The 19,941-nt window shown below is 63.9% G+C and carries 21 protein-coding genes; 9 read left to right on the plus strand and 12 right to left on the minus strand.

The window, feature by feature from the left end; all coding sequences use genetic code 11:
* The first annotated feature begins 34 nt into the window (after positions 1 to 34).
* The 6 genes from fliM to fliR all read left to right on the plus strand — a co-directional run bounded on the left by fliM (position 35) and on the right by fliR (position 4,157).
* Complete coding sequence (gene fliM / locus DSC91_RS24940) at positions 35 to 1,033, plus strand: flagellar motor switch protein FliM (RefSeq protein WP_115781310.1); 999 nt, start codon at positions 35 to 37, stop codon at positions 1,031 to 1,033.
* Positions 1,026 to 1,490 carry a flagellar motor switch protein FliN gene (fliN, locus tag DSC91_RS24945; RefSeq protein WP_115781311.1) on the plus strand — a complete coding sequence of 155 codons (465 nt, stop codon included), beginning with the start codon at positions 1,026 to 1,028 and terminating at the stop codon, positions 1,488 to 1,490. The genes fliM and fliN overlap by 8 nt, the downstream gene beginning before the upstream one ends.
* A gap of 134 nt (positions 1,491 to 1,624) precedes the next feature.
* Positions 1,625 to 2,161 (plus strand): flagellar biosynthetic protein FliO, encoded by a 537-nt coding sequence (gene fliO / locus DSC91_RS24950; RefSeq protein ID WP_115783488.1) that lies wholly within the window; start codon positions 1,625 to 1,627, stop codon positions 2,159 to 2,161.
* Complete coding sequence (fliP, locus tag DSC91_RS24955) at positions 2,161 to 2,994, plus strand: flagellar type III secretion system pore protein FliP (protein ID WP_115781312.1); 834 nt, start codon at positions 2,161 to 2,163, stop codon at positions 2,992 to 2,994. Before fliO ends, fliP begins: the two co-directional genes overlap by 1 nt.
* Positions 2,995 to 3,058: 64 nt before the next feature.
* Entirely contained in the window at positions 3,059 to 3,328 is a 270-nt protein-coding gene (fliQ, locus tag DSC91_RS24960) for a flagellar biosynthesis protein FliQ (RefSeq protein WP_093640874.1), read from the plus strand.
* A 46-nt stretch (positions 3,329 to 3,374) separates the two neighbouring features.
* A complete protein-coding gene (fliR, locus tag DSC91_RS24965) occupies positions 3,375 to 4,157 on the plus strand; it encodes a flagellar biosynthetic protein FliR (protein ID WP_115781313.1) in 783 nt (260 codons plus the stop codon).
* Between the two features lie 193 nt (positions 4,158 to 4,350).
* Here the strand turns inward: fliR and flgL are convergent, their stop codons facing one another.
* From flgL to flgB, 12 genes are all read right to left on the minus strand, one after another.
* Positions 4,351 to 5,571: a flagellar hook-associated protein FlgL gene (gene flgL / locus DSC91_RS24970; RefSeq protein WP_115781314.1), complete on the minus strand. Its 1,221-nt coding sequence runs from the start codon at positions 5,569 to 5,571 to the stop codon at positions 4,351 to 4,353.
* A gap of 10 nt (positions 5,572 to 5,581) precedes the next feature.
* Positions 5,582 to 7,564: a flagellar hook-associated protein FlgK gene (gene flgK / locus DSC91_RS24975; protein ID WP_115781315.1), complete on the minus strand. Its 1,983-nt coding sequence runs from the start codon at positions 7,562 to 7,564 to the stop codon at positions 5,582 to 5,584.
* Between the two features lie 156 nt (positions 7,565 to 7,720).
* Positions 7,721 to 8,494: a flagellar brake protein gene (locus tag DSC91_RS24980; protein WP_115783490.1), complete on the minus strand. Its 774-nt coding sequence runs from the start codon at positions 8,492 to 8,494 to the stop codon at positions 7,721 to 7,723.
* Between the two features lie 411 nt (positions 8,495 to 8,905).
* Complete coding sequence (flgJ, locus tag DSC91_RS24985; protein ID WP_115781316.1) at positions 8,906 to 9,913, minus strand: flagellar assembly peptidoglycan hydrolase FlgJ; 1,008 nt, start codon at positions 9,911 to 9,913, stop codon at positions 8,906 to 8,908.
* A gap of 12 nt (positions 9,914 to 9,925) precedes the next feature.
* On the minus strand, positions 9,926 to 11,122 hold the full coding sequence (locus DSC91_RS24990) for a flagellar basal body P-ring protein FlgI (RefSeq protein WP_175171944.1): 1,197 nt from the start codon (positions 11,120 to 11,122) through the stop codon (positions 9,926 to 9,928).
* A 2-nt stretch (positions 11,123 to 11,124) separates the two neighbouring features.
* On the minus strand, positions 11,125 to 11,823 hold the full coding sequence (flgH, locus tag DSC91_RS24995) for a flagellar basal body L-ring protein FlgH (protein ID WP_115781317.1): 699 nt from the start codon (positions 11,821 to 11,823) through the stop codon (positions 11,125 to 11,127).
* A gap of 30 nt (positions 11,824 to 11,853) precedes the next feature.
* Positions 11,854 to 12,642: a flagellar basal-body rod protein FlgG gene (flgG, locus tag DSC91_RS25000; protein WP_115781318.1), complete on the minus strand. Its 789-nt coding sequence runs from the start codon at positions 12,640 to 12,642 to the stop codon at positions 11,854 to 11,856.
* Between the two features lie 60 nt (positions 12,643 to 12,702).
* A complete protein-coding gene (gene flgF / locus DSC91_RS25005) occupies positions 12,703 to 13,461 on the minus strand; it encodes a flagellar basal-body rod protein FlgF (protein WP_115781319.1) in 759 nt (252 codons plus the stop codon).
* Positions 13,462 to 13,481: 20 nt separating this feature from the next.
* Positions 13,482 to 14,993, minus strand: a complete 1,512-nt coding sequence (locus tag DSC91_RS25010) for a flagellar hook protein FlgE (protein WP_115781320.1) — start codon at positions 14,991 to 14,993, stop codon at positions 13,482 to 13,484.
* Between the two features lie 43 nt (positions 14,994 to 15,036).
* Positions 15,037 to 15,768 carry a flagellar hook assembly protein FlgD gene (locus DSC91_RS25015; protein ID WP_115781321.1) on the minus strand — a complete coding sequence of 244 codons (732 nt, stop codon included), beginning with the start codon at positions 15,766 to 15,768 and terminating at the stop codon, positions 15,037 to 15,039.
* A 10-nt stretch (positions 15,769 to 15,778) separates the two neighbouring features.
* Positions 15,779 to 16,204 (minus strand): flagellar basal body rod protein FlgC, encoded by a 426-nt coding sequence (flgC, locus tag DSC91_RS25020; RefSeq protein ID WP_115781322.1) that lies wholly within the window; start codon positions 16,202 to 16,204, stop codon positions 15,779 to 15,781.
* A gap of 199 nt (positions 16,205 to 16,403) precedes the next feature.
* Positions 16,404 to 16,898, minus strand: coding sequence for a flagellar basal body rod protein FlgB (gene flgB / locus DSC91_RS25025; protein ID WP_115781323.1), 495 nt, complete (start codon positions 16,896 to 16,898; stop codon positions 16,404 to 16,406).
* 227 nt (positions 16,899 to 17,125) lie between these two features.
* Between flgB and flgA the strand changes: the two genes are divergently transcribed.
* The 3 genes from flgA (at position 17,126) to DSC91_RS25040 (ending at position 19,757) form a co-directional block, all read left to right on the plus strand.
* Positions 17,126 to 18,661, plus strand: a complete 1,536-nt coding sequence (gene flgA / locus DSC91_RS25030) for a flagellar basal body P-ring formation chaperone FlgA (protein WP_115781324.1) — start codon at positions 17,126 to 17,128, stop codon at positions 18,659 to 18,661.
* Between the two features lie 198 nt (positions 18,662 to 18,859).
* A complete protein-coding gene (flgM, locus tag DSC91_RS25035) occupies positions 18,860 to 19,216 on the plus strand; it encodes a flagellar biosynthesis anti-sigma factor FlgM (protein ID WP_115781325.1) in 357 nt (118 codons plus the stop codon).
* Positions 19,217 to 19,310: 94 nt separating this feature from the next.
* A complete protein-coding gene (locus DSC91_RS25040) occupies positions 19,311 to 19,757 on the plus strand; it encodes a flagella synthesis protein FlgN (RefSeq protein ID WP_115781326.1) in 447 nt (148 codons plus the stop codon).
* Positions 19,758 to 19,941: the final 184 nt, after the last annotated feature.

Here is a 19,941-nt window from a genome sequence, read left to right on the forward strand (position 1 = left end):
CATTAACCGCTTCGGGACGCACGAGGAATAAGGAATGGGCCACGAAGAGTTCATGTCCCAGGAGGAGGTCGATGCCCTCCTCAAGGGCGTCACCGGTGAGTCCGACTCGGAAACCGAGCAGGCCGACCGTGCGGGCGTACGCCCGTACAACATCGCGACGCAGGAACGCATCGTCCGCGGCCGGATGCCCGGCCTCGAAATCATCAACGACCGCTTCGCGCGTCTGTTGCGCGTCGGCATCTTCAACTTCATGCGGCGCTCGGCGGAAATCTCCGTCGGCCCGGTGAAGGTGCAGAAGTACAGCGAATTCACCCGCAACCTGCCGATCCCGACCAACCTGAACCTGGTCCACGTGAAGCCGTTGCGCGGCACCTCGCTGTTCGTGTTCGATCCGAATCTGGTGTTCTTCGTGGTCGACAACCTGTTCGGCGGCGACGGGCGTTTCCATACCCGCGTCGAGGGTCGCGATTTCACGGCAACCGAGCAGCGCATCATCATGAAGCTGCTCAATCTCACGTTCGAGCACTACGCGGCGTCGTGGAAAAGCGTGCGCCCGCTGCAGTTCGAATTCGTGCGCTCCGAAATGCATACGCAGTTCGCCAACGTGGCGACGCCCAACGAAATCGTCATCGTCACGCAGTTCTCGATCGAGTTCGGCACGACGGGCGGCACGCTGCACATCTGCATGCCGTATTCGATGATCGAGCCGATCCGCGACATTCTCTCGTCGCCGATCCAGGGCGAGGCGCTCGAAGTCGACCGCCGCTGGGTCCGCGTGTTGTCGCAGCAGGTGCAGGCAGCAGAAGTGGAACTGACCGCCGACCTCGCACAGGTGCCGGTCACGTTCGAACAGATCCTGAACATGCGCAAAGGCGATGTTCTGCCGATCAACATCCCCGAACGCATCACGGCGAAAGTCGATGGCGTGCCGGTGATGGAGTGCGGCTACGGAATTTTCAATGGTCAGTACGCGTTGCGGGTCCAGAAAATGATCAGCGCAGCCGACACGATGAAGGATGGTGGATATGAGTGACGTGAACGCAAAGACTGAGGCCGAACTGGCCGCCGGCGAGCCGCAAGTGGCCGCCGACGCAACCAGCGCCGAAGACGAAGCGGCGATGGCCGACTGGGCCAGCGCGCTGGCCGAGCAGAACGACAACACGGAAGTCAGCGCGACCACCGCAGGCGTGTTCCAGCCGCTCTCGAAGGTCGAACCGACCTCGACGCGCAACGACATCGACATGATTCTGGACATCCCCGTCCAGATGACCGTCGAACTCGGCCGCACCAAGATCGCGATCCGCAACCTGCTGCAGCTCGCGCAAGGTTCGGTCGTGGAACTGGACGGCATGGCAGGCGAACCGATGGACGTGCTGGTCAACGGCTGCCTGATCGCTCAAGGCGAAGTGGTGGTCGTGAACGACAAGTTCGGTATCCGTCTGACCGACATCATCACGCCGTCCGAACGTATCCGGAAGCTGAATCGATGAAATGCATCGCCGGTCGTGCCGCGTTGCGCAGGCCATCGCATGCGTCAATTGCGTCACCTGCGTCACTTGCCTCACGCCCTGTTCTCCGTCGCGCCGTGCTTACGCCGACCATCGCGACAACAGCGGCGAGTTCGATGCTGATGTTCGCCCTGACCTCCGTGACGACACTCGCCCCATCAGCCGCCTACGCGGCCGACATGAACGCGGTCAACAACGCCGCGAAAATCGCGTCGGGCGTGGGTGCGGGCACGGCCGTTCCGGCGCTCGGCGTCGGCGCGGTGCTGCAAACCATCGTCGGCCTGCTGGTCGTGATCGGTCTGGTGTTCGCCTGTGCATGGCTTGCGCGCCGCTTCGGCCTGCAGCCCGCCAATCGCGGCGGTCTGGTGAAAACGATCGGCGGCGCCTCGCTCGGCGGCAAGGAGCGGGTCGCGGTGGTGGAGATCGGCGAAACATGGCTCGTGCTCGGCACGGCGCCCGGCAATGTGCGCCTGCTGCACACGATGCCCGCCGGTTCGGTCGCGCTCGATCCGGTCGCAGGCTCGCAACCGGCTACACCAGGCGCATCGGGTACCGCGGCGGCGTTGCCCGGCACCTTCGGTCAACGCTTTCGCGATGCTTTGAAAGGCGAAGTGGGCAAACGTTTCAATGGCCAGGGCAGCGGGGATCGGTAATGCAGTTCAGTCTTCCATCAGCGCAACCCGCGCGTCACGTTCACGCCGCTCGCCTGTCCCGCGCCGCCTCGAAAGTCGTTGCCGTCCTGCGCCGTGTCGCGCCAGTCGCCTTACCGGCGCTGATGCTCGCGCTGCCGACGCTGTCGTTTGCACAAGCCGCCGGCTTGCCGGCCTTCAATACGAGTCCGGGCCCGAACGGCGGCACGACCTATTCGCTGAGCGTGCAGACGATGCTGCTGCTCACGATGCTGTCGTTCCTGCCGGCGATGGTGCTGATGATGACGAGCTTCACGCGCATCATCATCGTGTTGTCGCTGTTGCGCCAGGCGCTCGGCACGACCACCACGCCGCCTAACCAGGTGCTGGTCGGTCTCGCGCTGTTCCTCACGCTGTTCGTGATGTCTCCCGTGCTCGACAAGGCTTATAACGACGGCTACAAACCGTTCTCCGACGGCTCGATGCCGATGGAAACCGCCGTCAACCGCGGCCTCGCACCATTCAAGACATTCATGCTGCGCCAGACCCGCGAAAGCGATCTCGCGCTGTTCGCCCGCATCTCGCACGCCGCGCCGATGCAAGGTCCGGAAGACGTGCCGCTGTCGCTGCTGGTGCCGTCGTTCGTGACGAGCGAACTGAAAACGGGTTTCCAGATCGGCTTCACGATTTTCATCCCGTTCCTCATCATCGACATGGTGGTGGCGAGCGTGCTGATGTCGATGGGGATGATGATGGTGTCGCCCGCCACCATCTCGCTGCCCTTCAAGCTGATGCTGTTCGTGCTGGTCGACGGCTGGCAATTGCTGCTCGGCTCGCTCGCGCAGAGCTTTGTTTAACCGGCTTACTCAGTGGCGTCACTGAGTTACGCCACTCAACCCTTCACGCTTCCGGTACCACGCCATGAATCAGGAATCCGTCATGACGCTCGCGCACCAGGCCATGTATGTCGGCCTGTTGCTTGCCGCGCCGTTGCTGCTGGTCGCGCTGGTGGTCGGTCTGGTGGTGAGCCTGTTCCAGGCCGCCACGCAGATCAACGAAACCACGCTGTCGTTCATTCCAAAGCTGCTCGCGATCGCCGTCACAATGGTGATCGCCGGTCCGTGGATGTTGACGACCATGCTCGACTACCTGCGCCAGACGCTCACCAACATCCCGTCGCTCGTCAACTGAGCGCGGCCCCGGTCCACGCCCGTCGCGTCCCCCCTTCCCCAGCGTCATGTTTTCCGTCACCTACGCCCAACTGAACGCCTGGCTCACGGCGTTCCTGTGGCCGTTCGTGCGGATTCTCGCGCTGGTGGCGACCGCCCCCGTGCTCGGCAACCGTTCGCTGCCGACGCGCGTGAAGATCGGCCTCGCGGCCTTCATCACGATCATCGTCGCCCCCACGCTGGGCGCACTGCCGCAAGTCACGGTGTTTTCCGCCGAAGGCGTGTGGATCATCGTCAACCAGTTCCTGATCGGCATCGCGCTCGGCATGACGATGCAGATCGTGTTTCAGGCGATCAGCGCCACCGGCGATTTTGTCGGTCTGGGCATGGGCCTCGGTTTCGCGACGTTCTTCGACGCGCAGGCGAGCAGTTCGAGCCAGGTGCTGTCGAGCTACATGAGCACGATCGCGATGCTGGTGTTTCTGGTGATCGACGGCCATCTGCAAATGATCAGCGCGCTGCTGACCACGTTTCAGTCCGTGCCGGTGTCGGCGAACATTCTGGGCGCGCCCGGCTGGCGCACGCTGGCGAATTTCGGCAGCACCGTGTTTTCGGCGGGGCTGCTGCTGTCGCTGCCGGTGGTCGTCGCGCTTCTGATCACCAATATCTCGCTCGGCATTCTGAACCGCGCCGCGCCGCAAATCGGCGTATTCCAGATCGGCTTTCCGCTCACGATGCTGATCGGCATGCTGCTCCTGCAGCTGATGATCCCGAACATGATTCCGTTCTTCATGCGCCTGTTCGACGTCGGCCTCGATCAGATGGGACGTGTGGCGGCCGGTTTGAAGTAGAGCGGCTCCGCGGGCCGGCGACGGGTTTCGCGTGAGCCTCCTGCGGATTCCGGAAGAGGCAGAGAGTATGCCCCCACGCATTGCGCGTGCATCGCTCACTTCCCTTGGTCACGCATCGCCCCCCAAAAACGAGGAAGGGCGGAACCGGCTCACACCGGCTTCCGCCCTTCCTTGCTTCAGACTAGTCACCCGCCTAGTTCAGGTACTGGAACAGCGAAACACTTTGAATCTTCACAAACGCCTGCTGCGCCGCCTGCAGCGCATTTTGCGTCATCGTGTACTGGCCGATCGTCTTGGCCATGTCGGTCTGGGTCAGATCCGCGAGATTGCTCGACGTCTGCAATGTGTTGGTCTGCGTGACCGTCTGCAACGCCTGCACTTCCTGCTCGCGGCCACCCACCGCCGCCTGCGCGGTCACGACGTTGTTCATCGTGTTTTCGAGCTGGGTCATGCTGGTGTTCAGCGCGCTCTGGAAACTGGCCGTCGAGGCGCCGCCCGACACCGGCGTTTGCAGCGTGGTGATCAACTGGCTCAGGTTGGCGAACACATCCGTACTGCCTTGCGTGGCAGGGGTCACCGTGAAGCTGTCGCCCGCATTCGGCGCGCCGGTGATGTTCACCGTCTGGCCGCCGAGCGTGATCGCCGAGCCGGCCGTGAAGGGTTGCGACGTACCCGTGGTCGCCGCCCCGGCCGGAGTAGTCTGGGTCACCGTGTAGGTGGTCGCCGACGTGAAGTTGATACTGTACGTATCCGCATTGGCCGGATTGGTCGGGTTCGTCAAACTGACGGTGCTGATCACGCCGGTGCCCGTATTGCCGGTCGTCGCGGCCGGCACCGAACTGGTTCCAATCGCAGCCACGCTGCCGAAGATCGCGATCCCGTTGTCACCGGTCTGGATGGTGTGCGAGGAGGTGATCTGCATGCTGGGCGTGCCGGTATCGCCCGAATAGGTCACGACGCCGGCCGAGTTCGTGGTGTACGGCTGCGCGGTGCTTTGATATCCGCCGAACAGAGCGTTGCCCTGCGGGTCGGTCGAATTGGCGAGCGTCATCAACTGGCTGCGCAAGCTCTGCAATTGCGTCGCGATCGAGCCGCGGTCGCCGTCGTTCAGCGAACCATCGCCGGCGCGCAGCACGAGCGTGTGAATGCTCTGCAACACCGTGTTGACGCTGCCGAGCGTCGAGTCTTCCTGTTGCAGCGAAGCGAGCGCCGCAGTCTGATTGGTCGTGTACTGCGACAGAGTCGTCGCCGTCGAGCTCAACAGCACCGCCTGCGCCGCGCCGAGCGGATTGTCCGACGGCGTGGAGAGACTCACGCCGCTCGAGATCTCTTGATACAACTGCGACAACTGAGCTTGCTGATCGCTCATCGTCGCCACGTTCATATTGAAATACTGCGTACTGGAGATGCGCATGTTCAACGCCTCACTGGAAGATGCCGAGTATCGTCTGGAACAGGGTCTGCGCAGTCTGGATGACCTTGCTGTTCGCCTGATAGAGCTGCTGATACTGAAGCAGGTTGGCTGCTTCTTCGTTGATGTTCACGCCCGAAACCGACTGCTGCGCAGTGGTGATCTGCGTCACCAGCGAGGTCTGTGCCGTGCTCGAGGTCTGAATCTGGTTGGTCTGGTTGCCGACCTGGTTGACGTAGTTCGCATACGCGCCCGTCAGCGTGACCGTGCCGCCGTCCAATGCCTTCGCCGTGGACAGGTTCGACAACGCCAGCGCGTTGCGGCCGTCGTTGTTCGCGCCGGTGTTCGGGCCGATGGTGAAGGTGTCGCCGTTAGCCGGTGCGCCGCTGATCGTCACCGTCACGCCGTTCATACTGCCGGCCGTCGCGTTATTGATCGTCAGCGTCGCGCCGTTGGTCGCCGAGTACGGGATGACGGGCGTCGTGGTGGTGTTGTACGTGGTGGTGGTCGGCGGCGTGCCGGCCGTCACCGTCACGGTCGAGTTCGCCGGGAAGCCGGTCAGGCCGGTGCCGTTGTACGACAGCGTGGTGGTGGCGTTCGGCATCGTGTAGCCGGCCGTCACCGTGCCTTGCGTGATCGTGGCCGTGCCGGTATTGCTCGCCGTTGCGGCGCCGAGTACCGGTGCCGCAGCAGCGATCGCCGACGGATCCGAGGTCGCGGTGTTGAAGCTGTTCAGCGCGCCACGGGTCGGTTCGACGGTGAACGAATCGCCGGCGTTCATCGTGCCGGTGGTCGAGAAATTCAGGCCGTTGATCGGCTGGCTCAGATTGGTTGCCGAGCCCACCACGGCGCCGCTCGAATTGTCGGTCAGCGTGTAGGTGGTGCCGTTATAGGCAAGCGTGTAATCGCCGGTGGTCGGCTGCGCGGCATTCGCGAACGAGACGCTCAGCGATGCGTTGCCGGTGTTCTGCGTATTCGCGTAGACGGTCGGGCTGCCCACCGAGAACAGCGCGCCGCCCTGGGCGCCGGCGAGCGTGATGCCGAGGCTGTTCTGCGCGTTGACCTGCGAAGCGAAGCTCACCGCGATCGCGCCGAGTTGCGCTTCGGCCGGATCGAGCGTCTGGCTGCGGAACGAGAGCAGGCCGCCGAGCGTGCCGCCCGTGACTTTGCTGTCCGGCAGGTCTTGCGGCGCGGCGGCCGGGTTCGCGCCGGCCTGGCCGAGATACTGCACCGACAGTTCGCTGGTGTCGCCCGTCGAAGGCGCCGTGCCCAGGTTGTAGCTGTTGGTGGACGACACGAGCGGCTGGCCGTTGCTCATGAACACGCTGTAGCTGCCGTTGCTGTTCACGACATTCACGCCGATCAGTTGCGACAGGTTCGACACAGCCTGATCGCGCTGATCCATCAGCTGGTTCGGCGGCTGACCTTGCGAACTCGCCGCGGAGATCTGCCCGTTCAGCTGGGCAATCTGCTGCGTGTAGCTATTGATCTGCGAAACCGTGTTGGAGAGCTGTGTGTTGACGCTCTCGCGCAGCGAGTCGTATTGCTGACCCGCGGCATTGATCTGATTCACGAGTGTCTGCGCGCCGCTTACCGCCGTCTGACGAGTGGCCAGACTGGAGGCGTTGTTCGAGACATTCTGCAAACCGGTGAAATAGCTGGTGATCGCGCTCGCAATGCCGGCGGTCGGGCTGCCGATCAGATTGTTCAGCTGCGAGATCATAGTGTTGTACGCCGACAGCGAGCTGCCCGACGACTGTGCGTTGTTCAGCTCAGTGGTCAGGTACTGGCTGTACTGGCGCGTCACGGTGACGGTCGAGACGCCCTGCGGCAGATAGCCGGAACCTGTGTACTGGCCGCCGGTTTCGGCGTAGACCGGCGTTTCGATCGTGTAGCCCGGCGTCGACGCGTTGCTGATGTTCTGGCCGGTCGTCGTGAGTCCCCACTGGGCTGCGTTCAGTCCACTGAGTCCGAGATTGATGAGGTTGCTCGACATGCGTCATCCTGAAGGGCGACACCGACCGCTTGCCGCCGCGTTACTTGAACATCTTGTTTAACGGCCCCCGCGAGGAAAAATTGAGGGCCATTCCGATGCTTGTTCGACGTTTGTTTCAACGTTTGCGAGGCGCGTGCAGCAAGGCTTTTTCGTCGTTCAGCGCACCAGCGAACGGCGCTTCATTTCGAGTTGGGTAATCAGGCGTTGCAGCGTGTTTTCGGCGCTGCCCGGCAGCGTCAGAAAACGGAAGCCGAGTTGATAGCGCTGCGTGCCGTTCGGCAACGCGGTGGAGCGGTGCGAGACCAGTTGCAGATCGAGTGAAAGCCGGCCGAGCGCGCCGAGCGACAGTTCGCAATCGTACAGGCGCGTGCCCATCGGCAATTCGGCCACGCGTTCATCCGCGGTGCGCATGCCAACCCCGCCGAGCGACAGATCGTGCACTTCGAAGCGGAACGTATCGCCTTCGGGCAAACGGCCGCTGCACATGTACGGATCGAGAATCGGCGCATCGACGCGGAAATACTCGCGGCGCTGCACGTAGAACAACACCTCGGGGAAATCGGACTCGAATGCGGGCAGTCCTTCGTAGCGTGTTTCGCGCGGCGTGCCGGTGGAGAACTCGACGCGCACGCCGTCAGGCGACGCGTGGAACTGGCAGCGCGGCGCACTCAATAACCCTCTGTTCTGTTCGGAGAGCGCGCCCCAGTCGAAAGTGAAGGTGCGCCCGCGCACGTCGACTTCGAGCAGGCGCGTGACGAGCTGACCGCCCGCATATTCAACGGTAAGGAAATCGCCTCGATTGACGAGGTTGCGTAACTGAACGCCAATTTCCAGCGGATTGCGACGGCCGAAATCGGGTGCGCTTTCGTCTAGCGTGGCGTGCGACTGGCCGGGTGCGTCGGTCTGACCGTGCGACTGGGTAGTATCCATGGGCTTGCCGGTATGCTTGTTCTTGCGGGCGCGTGCCAAGGCTCCTGCCGGGGCTTTCACGCGGTCTTCATCGAAGCCGCAGCACGCGCATTCAACCGGACATTACAACGCTTTCCGGTATCGGGTCTAACTGATTAGCGGCAGCATTCGGCCAAAATTTAGGGGCCGGTAATGAAATATTTGCCGCAAACGTTAAACGCCGATATTCCAGTCGTGGAATCCGCGTGCGTCGCATACCGGCGGCAATCACGCCGGTTATGCGGGTGGACCGGCCGCCCGTAGGCGGCCGGCCTCGTCCGTCTTGTTATGCACCTGGCCCCGTCGCGTGCATACTTTATTCGAGAAAATCGGACTGCATAAACCGGTCGGCTGTGCAGTCGAGTGCGATCGCACACCGGCATTAACGGCAGGTCAGCCCATTTTCTGCATGATGGACATCAGCTTTTTCGCGTAATGCGGGTCGGTCGCATAACCCGCGCGCTGCATACCGGTGGCAAAGCCATTCACGTCATGCGCGGAATTGATCACCTGCGCATAACGCGGATTGCCCTTGAGCAGGTTCGCGTAGTCGGTCATCGCTTCCTGATACGAGTCGTACGCCCGGAATTTTTCGACGGTGCGCTGCGGCTTGCCGTTCACATATTCGGTCGTAACGGTCGAGACAGTCTTGCCGGTCCAATCCTTGGACGCCTTGATGCCGAACACGTTGTGGCTGGTCGAGCCGTCCGATTTCCTGATCTCGCTCTTGCCCCAGCCCGATTCGAGCGCGGCCTGGCCGATGATGAAGCGCGCCGGAATGCCGGTTGCCGCGCTGGCGGCTTGCGCCGGCTCCGCGAGCTTGTCGACGAAAGCGTCGACCTTCGGCGAGCTGCCGTCGCCTTTGATCGGCGGCGTCAGCGCGCTGTTGGCCGAGTAGCCCTTGCCCATCGCCAGCTGGCCATTGGCCTGCGCGTTGCCGTAAGCCTTGGCGAGCGCGTTCAGCGCCGCGGTCTGGCCTTCGTCGCCGCCGCTGCCGCCACCCAGCGCGTTGGCCATGCCGGCGAGGCCGCCGCTCGCGCCGCCTGCGCCATTCGCGCCGCCCACCTGCATGCCCTGATTGCGCATCATCTGCTTGAGCATCGCGTCAGCGACACCGATGCCCTTCTGCGACAGCTGTTGCGACAATTGCTGATCCATCATCGACGTGAAGGTGGCGCTGTCGTGCGAATCGAACGGACCATCCTGCGGCGTCGCATCGCGCATGCTCTTCAGCATCATCTGCGTAAACACCGCGTCGAACTGCTGCGCGGCCATCTTCATGCCGGCTTGCGGCGACGCCTTGGCCTGCGCGCTCAGCTTGCCGAAACCCTGCACGTCGAGCGCGAAGCGCTGAGTCAGGTCGTTCGCCGCATTGGCGGAATTGGTCGTATCCGAATTCATCTGTTGTCTTCCTTAGATGATTTCCAGGTCGGCGCGCAAAGAGCCCGCCGCTTTCATGGCCTGCAGGATCGACATCAGATCCGCGGGTGTCGCACCCAGTGCGTTGAGCGCCTTCACCACATCGGCGAGGTTGGCGCCGGCGGTCACCATCTTCAGTGCACCGTTGTCCTGCTTCAATTGAATCTGCGACTGCTTGGCCGTCACTGTCTGGCCGTTCGAGAACGGACCCGGCTGACTGACCACCGGCTGCGTATTGATCACCACCGAGAGATTGCCGTGCGCCACCGCGCAGCTTTGCAGCGTGACCATCTGGTTCATCACGATCGAGCCGGTGCGTGCGTTCAGGATCACCTTCGCGGCGGCTTGCGCCGGCTTGACGTCGAGGTTCTGCAATTGCGCCATGAAGGCGACCTGCTGCTCCGGATCGGACGGCGCGCGCAGTTGAATCGTGCGGCCGTCGAGCGCCGTGGCCGTGCCGCTGCCGAACGCATTGTTCACCGCTGCCACGACGCGCTGCGTGGTGTCGTAATCCATTTCGTTGAGGTCGAGCTGCATCGTGCCCGCTTGCGACACCGAGGTCGGCACCGCGCGTTCGACGATCGCGCCGCCGGCGATGCGGCCCGCGGCCAGCGTATTCACCTGCACCTTGCTGCCGTTCGCGCTCGCGCCGGCGCCGCCCACTGCCAGGTTGCCCTGGCTGAGCGCATACACCTGGCCGTCGGCGCCCTTGAGCGGCGTGAGCAGCAGCGTGCCGCCACGCAGGCTCTTGGCGTTGCCGAGCGAGGACACCGTCACGTCGATTGCTTCACCGGGACGCGCGAACGGCGGCAGCACCGCCGTCACCATCACGGCGGCAACGTTCTTCAACTGGACGCTCGACAGCGACGACTGCTGGTTGGTCGAGCCCGCCGCCTGGTTGTTGATCGAGATGCCGAGGTTCGCCAGCATGTTGGCGAGCGTCTGCGTGGTGAACGGCGTCTGCGTGGTCTGGTCGCCCGTGCCGTCGAGACCGACGACGAGGCCGTAGCCGATCAGCGGGTTGTCACGCACGCCCTGGATCTGCACGAGATCCTTCAGACGTTCGGCGTGTGCGGGCGTCGCCATTGGCAAGGCGGCGCAGGCGAGCGCGAGCAGCGCCGCGGCGCGGCCGAGCTGAACGAGTCGCGTGAAGCGGTTGAGGTGGCCGGAGCGAGAGAAGACGGTACGCATGATCACCACGGCGACACGTTGAGGAAGAACCGCTGCAACCAGCCCATGTTTTCGGCTTCGTTGAGATAGCCCTTCGCGGAGTACTCGATCTTCGCGTCGGCTACCTGAGTCGAGTAGACGGCGTTCAGGTTGGAGATCGTGTTCGGGTTCACCACGCCGGAGAAACGCACGAATTCATCGCCCTGGTTGATCAGCATCTGCTTTTCGCCGCTCACCATCAGGTTGCCGTTCGGCAGCACGCCCGTCACCGTCACGGTGATCGTGCCGTTGAAGGTATTCGACGCATTCGCGCCGCCGGTGCCCTGGAACGCGTTGCTGCCGCTCGCAGCCAGGTTGGCCTTGCCGAACAGGCCGCCGAGGAAGCCCGCGGTCGGCACGCTGAAGGCCGTGGTGCCCGAACGATTCGCATTGGCGCCCGACGACTTCGTGGCGTTGACGTTTTCCTGGATCACGATCGTCAGGATGTCGCCCACATTGCGCGGCCGCTGATCTTCGAACAGCGGCCGGCCCGCATAACCCGGGTTGAAGATCGAGCCGGGCGACTGCGCTTGCGGCGGCATCGGCGGCACAGCCGTCATCGGCTGCTGGGTGATCGGCTGCTTCGGCACGAGGCCGCAGCCACCCAGCGCCGCGAGCAGCGTGAGCTGCACGAGCGCCTGCGCGGTGCGCGAATGAACCGGAATACGAGTGAAGTGCGACATCTGGATTACCGCCCGTTAATTCCTGATCCCTCAAACCTGCATCTGGCTGAGGGTCTGCAGCATCTGGTCGGAAGTCGTCACGGCCTTGCTGTTGATTTCGTAAGCGCGCTGCGTCTGGATCATGTTCACCAGTTCCTGCACCACGTTCACGTTCGATGCTTCCACGTAGCCCTGATTGAGCGTACCGGCGCCGTTCAGGCCCGGTTGCGCGACGTTCGGCGCGCCCGACGAAGCCGTTTCCGCGAACAGGTTTTCACCCTTCGCATCCAGACCGGTCGGGTTGATGAAGGTGGCGAGCTGCATCGAGCCGAGCTGCTGGCTGTTGGTCGAACCAGCGACGGTGATCGACACCACACCGTCGCTGCCGATGGTCAACGAGGTCGCGTTGTTCGGAATCGTGATCGCCGGAAGCACCTGATAGCCGCTCGACGTGACGAGCTGGCCCTGCGCGTTGGTCTGGAACGAACCGTCACGCGTGTAGGCGGTCGTGCCGTCGGGCATCTGCACCTGAAAAAAGCCCTGACCGTTGATGGCGACGTCTTTCGAGTTGCCGGTCTGTTGCAGGTTGCCCTGCGTGTAGAGGCGTTCGGTCGCGACCTGTTGCACACCGGTGCCCAGCTGGATGCCGGACGGCAGTTCGGTGTTTTGCGTCGAGTTCGCGCCCGGCTGGCGGACGGTCTGGTACAGCAGATCCTCGAACACCGCGCGCGAGCCCTTGAAGCCGTTGGTGCTGACGTTCGCGAGGTTGTTCGAAATCACGTCCATCTGCGCCTGTTGCGCGTTCATGCCGGTAGCGGCGATGTAGAGCGAGCGATTCACAATTCTTCTCCTATCCCATGCAACACGGTTGCTGTGCCCGGACGAACCCGGAGCAACCCGTTAACTAAAGCTGAGCAGCTGATTGGCAGACTGGTCGTTCTTGTCCGCGTTTTCCAGCAGCTTGGTTTGCATCTGGAACTGGCGGGCGTTGGTGATCATCGCAACCATCGCGCTGACCGGATTCACGTTGCTGCCTTCGAGCGAAGCCGGCGCCAGCGTGACGGTCGGATCGGCGTCGGCGGCATTGCCGTCGGCGGTGCGAAAGAGGCCGTCGTCGCCGCGCGTCATGGTTTGCGGATTCGGATTCACCAGCTTCAGCTGATCGACGGTCACCACCGCGGTCGGCGGATCGCCCGGCGTCAGCGCGGACACCGTGCCGTCCTTGCCGATGGTGATTTCCGCACCCGGCGGCACCGATACCGGGCCGCCGTTGCCGAGCACGGTCTGGTTCATGGCGTTCACCAGTTGGCCGTTCTCGTCGACGTGCAGATTCCCGGCGCGCGTATAAGCCTCGTTGCCGTCGGCGGTTTGCACCGCCAGCCAGCCCGGACCCTGAATCGCCACGTCAAGCGGGTTGCCCGTCTGCTGGATCGGCCCCGGCGTGTAGTCGGCGCCCGGCGTCGACGACAGCACGAAGGTGCGCGTGGTGTCGTCGTTGATCGAACTGCCGTCGCCGAACGCCATCGGCACGGCGCGGAAAGTCGCGAGCTGCGCGCGAAAGCCGGTGGTCGAGGCGTTCGCCAGGTTGTTGGCAACGATAGCCTGCTGTTCGAGCGCTTGCGTGCTGCCCGACATCGCGGTGTAGATCAGCCGATCCATGATGGGTTAGTCCCGGTCGCTTACAGGTTGATCAGGGTCTGGTCGACGGTCTGTTGCGTCTTGATCGTCTGCGCGTTTGCCTGATAGTTGCGCTGCGCGGTGATCAGGTTCACCAGTTCGCTCGTCAGATCGACGTTCGAGTTTTCCACCGCGCCGCCCTGCAGCACGCCGTGGTTGGTCGAGCCCGGCGTGGAGATCTGCGCGACACCCGATTGCGAGGTCTGCTGGAACTCGTTGTTGCCGAGATTCACGAGGCCGTTCTGGTTCGAGAAGTTCGCGAGCACGACCTGGCCGAGCGCCGCAGTCTGCTGGTTCGAGTAGTTGCCGGTCAGCGTGCCGTCGGAGCCGATCGTGAAGCTCGTCAGCGTGCCGGCTGCGTAGCCGTCGGGCTGCAGCGAGTTCACGCCGTCCTTGCCGCCGTACTGCGTCGTGCCGGCGATGTTCAGCGTCAGGTTCTGCGGCGTCGACGAACCGTCGGTGGTCGGAATGCTGAAGTTGAACACATAGGGCGTGGTGGTGGCGGTGCCGCTCGCGTCGGTCGTGCCGAGCAGCGTGCCCGACGAGTTGAAGTTCGCGTGGCCGACCAGGCTGGCCGTACCGGTCGACGTGCCTGCGTACACGTTCCACGTACCGGCCGACGTCTTGGCGAAGTACATGTTGACCGTCTGCGAGCCGCCGAGCGAATCGTAGACCGTCGTGCTGGTCGAGTAGTTGTACGTCGACGAGCTGTTCTGGTTGAACGCGACCGGGGTCGGCGCGATCGCGTAGCTGTCGCCGGTCGCCGGCGTGCCGGTGAACGTGATGCTCTCGCCGTTGCCGAGCGAGATCGCCGTGCCGGCCGTGTAGGTGGCAGACGCGGTCGTCGTGCCGAGCGTGCTGTCGGTCACCGTGTAGGTGGTCGGGCTCGTGAAGTTGACGGTGTAGTTGTCGTTGTTCGTGCCCGACGCGGTGTTCGTGATGGTCGCGCCGGTGGTGGTGAGCGTGCCGCTGTTGGTGGCGCCGGCCGTCACGGCCGGCGTGCCGAGCATCAGCGGGTCCTGCGCGTTCAGGTTCAGACCGGCGACGATCTTGGTGGTGGCTTGCGGCGCGATGTTCGCGGTCGGCACGCTGAGCGGCACGGTTTGCGCGGTGTTGATGACGCCCGCGCTGTTCGCGGCGTAGCCCATCAGTTGCAGGCCTTGCGCGTTGGTGATGTTGCCGTTCTTGTCGAGCTGGAACACGCCGTTGCGCGAGTACACCAGCGAGCCGTTATTCGACAGCTGGAAGAAGCCGTTGCCGTTGATCGCGACGTCGAGCGCCTGGTTCGTGCTCGTGATCGTGCCTTGCGAGAACTGCTGCTGCACTTCGGAAAGCTTGGTGCCGATGCCGACCTGGTTGCCCACCGCGGTCGCCACCGAATTGGCGTACATGTCGGCGAATTGCGCCGCACCGCTCTTGAAGCCAACCGTATTCGCGTTGGCGATGTTGTTGCCGATCACGTCGAGGTCGCTCGACGACGCTGACAAACCACTCAAACCTTGTTGGTAACCCATGACGGTCTCCGTATCTGGAAAGTCGGAACTGACTGAATCTGAATCAGAGGATGGCGGCGACGCTGGTCAGCCCCACGGTCGAGCCGTTCGACAGCACGAGGCCCGGCGTACCGCTGCTCTGCATGACGACGCTTTGCACCGTCGCGCCCGCGAGCGTCGTGGCCGTCGCCTGCTGGCCGTTGATCGTGCCGACCGCGCTGATCGAGTAGGTGCCGTCGGGCAGCGTGTTGCCGGCCGAATCGGTCGGCGTCCAGCCCACCGGAATCGTGCCGGCCGACTGCTTGCCAAGGTCGATCGTGTTGACGATCGTGCCCGCGGAGTTCTTCACGACCACCTGCAGATCGTTCACCGAGTTGGCGAGCTGCACGCCAAACGAGCTGGCCTTGCCGCTCGCGACCGTCACCGAGCTGCCCGGGGCGAGCACGGTCGAACCGATCAACAGCGCGGCTTGCGACTGCTGGCCTGCCGACATCTGCGTGGCGAGCGAGCTGAGCGTCGTGTTCAGCTGGCTGATACCCGAGACCGTGTTGATCTGCGCCAGCTGCGAGGTCATCTGCGAGCTGTCCATCGGATTGGTCGGATCCTGATTCTTCAGCTGCGCGACGAGCAGTTGCAGGAAGGTGTTCTGCAGATCGGTCGCCGAGGTGCCCGAGGTGCTGCCGGTCGAGCTGGTAGAGCTGCTCGCGCTCGAGGCGCTGCTCGTGCCGTTCATGGTATCGAGCAGTGTTTGCGACACGGTCGTGCCGCTGCTGCCGATGGTGGTGTTGGTGGTCAAGGAATTCTCCTCAGGTTCCGATCGTGAGCGTTTTCAACATCAGTGTCTTGGCGGTGTTCAGGGTCTCGACGTTGGCCTGGTACGAGCGCGAGGCCGAGATCATGTTGACCATTTCCTGCACCGGGTCGACGTTGGGCAGCGTGACGTAACCGTCCGAGTTGGCCGCCGGGTTGCCAGGGTCGTAGGCGGTCTTCATCGGCGACGGGTCGTCGACCACGCCGGTGACCTGCACGCCGCCGATCTGCTGACCGGAGCCCGTGCGTGCGCCACCGATCGGGCTGACGGCGAACACCACCTGCTTGGCCTTGTACGGCAGGCCGTCCGGGCCGGTCGTGCTGTCCGCGTTGGCGAGATTCGACGCCGTCACGTTGAGCCGCTGCGACTGCGCCGACATCGCGGAGCCTGCAACACCAAAAATGTTCATCAAAGATGGCATATTTCCTTCCCTCTCCTGTCGATCGGAGTTAGCGCTTTAGCGCTTACTCCGATCCCATGCAACGCTGTCGATCGGAGTTAGCGCTTTAGCGCTTACTCCGGTCCCATGCAACGCAGTTGCACGGTTCGATCCGGCTTCAAGTTAATTCCCGTAGCGCTTTGTTCCTACCCACTGCTGTGTCTTTCCTCGGCACCGGTTATTACGAGCCTGACGTGATCGCCGACAGCATCGTCTTGATCTGGCTCGACAGCACCGTCATGCCCGATTCGAAGTGCAAGGTGTTGTCCGCGAACTGCACCCGTTCCGCATCGATGTCGACCGTGTTGCCGTCGAGCGCGGGTTGCGTCGGAATGCGGTACTGCAAATTGCCGTAGTCGTCAGGCGTACCGCCGGTCGGCGTCAGCGTCGCCTTGCCGGACATGTGGCCCGGCGCGGTCGACACCATCGACATGCCGCTCGTCACCCCTGCGGGCTGCGTCATGGCGAGCGTCGAGTTGTTCGAGGCGCCCGTGCCCGCACCGCCGCCGGTCTTCTTCAGCGCGCCGGCCAGCGACGAAGCGAAGTCGACGTCGCGCGCCTTGTACCCGGGGGTATCGGCGTTGGCGATATTCGACGACAGCAGCTCCTGCCGGTAAGCGCGCACATCGAGCGCCTGGCGGCCAAAGGCGAATTCGGCATCGAGTTTGTCCAGCATAGAAATCTCCGGAGAACGTTCCCGAGGCTTCCCGTTTGTGCCGCGCTGTGCCTCGCGCGAGGATTGCGTCGGCCGGGAAGACCTTTTTGCATGAAGTGCATCTTATGGGCCGAACGCAAGTGGCAATCGGACGAATAACCGGGAAAGGGGGCTTCTATTCAACGTTTGCGCAACGAGGGCGCTCACTAGAATGCAAGGCGTACCGATGCATTCGATGGAGTAACACGATGGACCAACCCACCTTCGATCCGACGCACCGCGCCAGCAGCGCGGCGGCGCATCGCGTGGGTGCGGGCGCGGTGCGTCGTGCTTCGCGCTGTGCGTCCCGTCTCCTGACGCGCCTCATCGTGAACCTGGCGGTATGGGTCGCCGGCGGCATCGTGCTGCTGCCGGCCACGACCCAGGCTCAGCAGGCTCAGGACGCCAGCGGTCCGATCGTGATTCCCGGCCCGGGCGAAAAGAATCCGGCCGCGCTCAACGATCTGGCCGCCCAGATGCAGGCAACGCCCGCGAAGCGCACGGGTTCCGCGGCAACGCTCGCCGCCGCGACCGCACAGTCGCTGACGCCGGGGCCGGTCGCACGCGACGCCGATCGATTCACCCGCGCCGCCAATGCGAGCGGCTCGATCGTCATTCCGGGCGCGGACGAGCCGCCGGCCGCGCCGCAGATGATCCGCACCAGTATCAAACCCGACGCGAACGGGGTCGTGACCATTCCCGCGCCGGGAAGCGCCAATGCGACGGCGGCTGCAACTACGCCGGCGGCCGGAACGGCTCGCGTCAATGTGGCGCCGGCCTCGCGTCAGATCGTGCCGGTCGTGATGACTCCGGCGCCGTCGCTCAATGCCGGGCGGCAAGCTGCCGGCGTGCAGTCCGTCGTCGCCAATGCGCCTGGCGGCGTCGCGGCGAGCACGCCCACAGCCGGCGGCTTCGACAGTCTTGCTTCGCGCGGCGAGCCGCCGCAACTCGGCGCGAACGGCAAACCCGTTGTGGCCACGGCAGCGGCCGCGCCGACGCCCGCACCCATGCCGGCACCGCCTGCCACCATCGCCCGCACGCCGGCGATGCGGCAGGTGGCGCCGGCTGTCGCGCAACAGAATCTGCGGCCCGCAGCAACGGCGCAACCCGTCCCGCTGGCTGGCCAGCAAGACGCCGAGGCGATCCGCAGTGCGGCGCTCGCCTTCCTGCAGCAACAATCGGCGGGCTTGCCCGGCAAGGTCGACATCACGGTCGCGCCGGCGTTTCCGCGCGGGCTCGCGGCCTGCACGATGCTCGAACCCTTCATGCCCAGCGGCGCGCGCCTGTGGGGCCGCATGACCGTCGGCGTGCGCTGCGCCGGCGAACGGCCGTGGACCATCTATCTGCAAGCGCGCATTTCGCTGCGCGCCACCTACTATCTGGCCGCCCGCGCCATGGCGCCGGGCGAAGTGTTCACGGCCGCCGACCTCGTCGCACGCGACGGCGACTTGACCGGTTTGCCGCAAGCGATCGTCACGGACCCGTCGCAGGCGGTCGGCTCGGTGTCGCTCGTGCGGATCGCGGGCGGCATGCCGCTGCGCCGCGACATGCTGAAAAGCGCGTCGGCGGTGTCGATCGGACAGACGGTGCGGGTCGTCGCAGCTGGAGACGGTTTCTCGATTTCCGCCGAAGGCAGCGCGATGAACAACGCGTCGCCAGGCCAGCAGGTGCGAGTGAAGACGGCCAACGGCCAGATCATCTCCGGCATCGTCAAGGATGGTTCGACGGTGGAGATCCAGTTGTGAAGCGGCCCGGCGGCGAACCCGGCCGGCCACTCGCCGGCATGAATCCAGACGCGACAGCCGGCATGGTTGACGCAGAGGATGCCGACCCCGTCGTGGGGCCGGATCGGCTTGAAAGGAAAGGTAAAACCTGGAGCGATTGCGCTAAAGTTTTGATCAGCGGTTGCCGTTATCAGGATCAAATCGTTCAGGAAGCCAATCGTGAAAGTCGATTCCACAACCAATTCGAATCTGCCGACGTTGAAAGACGCCCTGTCCCGCTCGCAGCAAAGCGACGCGGCGACCGCGAACACCAACGCGCAGAGTGCGGGCACGACCTCGCAGACCACCACCGCCAGCGGTTCGGGCGACGCCAGCGTCAACCTGTCGGGTCTGTCGCAGCATTTGCGCAGCCTCGCGGCGTCCGGTTCGGCCGACATCGACACGGCGCACGTCGAGTCGATCAAGGCGGCCATCAAGGACGGCTCGCTGAAGATCGATTCGAGCAAGATCGCCGACGGCGTGCTGAATACCGCGCGCGAACTGTTGCAAAGCAAAACCTCGTCGACCGGCAACTAATCGACGCATCGAAGTACGGTGAATTGCCGGGCGGCATTCGACAAACCCGGCTCGCGAATCACGCGCGAGCCGCTGTGTTCAGCGAGTTGTTGAGATGAAAGACGCCCTGCTTGCCACCCTCATCGAAGAATATTCGGCCGTCGAGGCGTTCGCCTCGATTCTGACGCTCGAGACCAAGGCACTGACCGCCTTGTCGCCGCTGGAACTGCTGCCGCCGATCGTCGAGAAGAAAACCGAACTGATCGGCGTGCTCGCCAGGCTCGAGACCACCCGTGACACGCTGCTCGCGGAAATGGGCTTCCCGTCCGGCTGGCCCGGCATGGAGCTCGCGGCCAGTGCGGATGCGCGGCTGGCCGCGCAATGGGCGCTGCTGCAAAAAGCCGCCGAGCGTGCGCGGCGCTTCAATACGAGTAACGGTGAACTGATCCGCGTGCGGATGGACTACAACCAGCGCGCGCTGACGGCGCTGCAGGTGGCCGTGCCGCAAAAGACCGGTTTCTACGGTCCGGATGGCCGGATTCCCGCGCGTTCCGCAGCCTGAAGATTTCACTGAAACAGCGCGCTCCGCGCGCTAACCCGGCTGAGTAGATTGCATTGAACAAAAGGGCTCGTCTTTGACGAGCCCTTTTCGTTTTCCCGTTCCCGCAACTGGCGTTCACGCCTGCCGCCAGCGCGCGTTGGCCATCTGGCCAGGTAGCGCGAAATCCCCCGCCACGTTGAAATCA

Origin of the sequence: Paraburkholderia caffeinilytica (assembly GCF_003368325.1) — a bacterium.
Taxonomy (GTDB): Bacteria; Pseudomonadota; Gammaproteobacteria; order Burkholderiales; family Burkholderiaceae; genus Paraburkholderia; species Paraburkholderia caffeinilytica.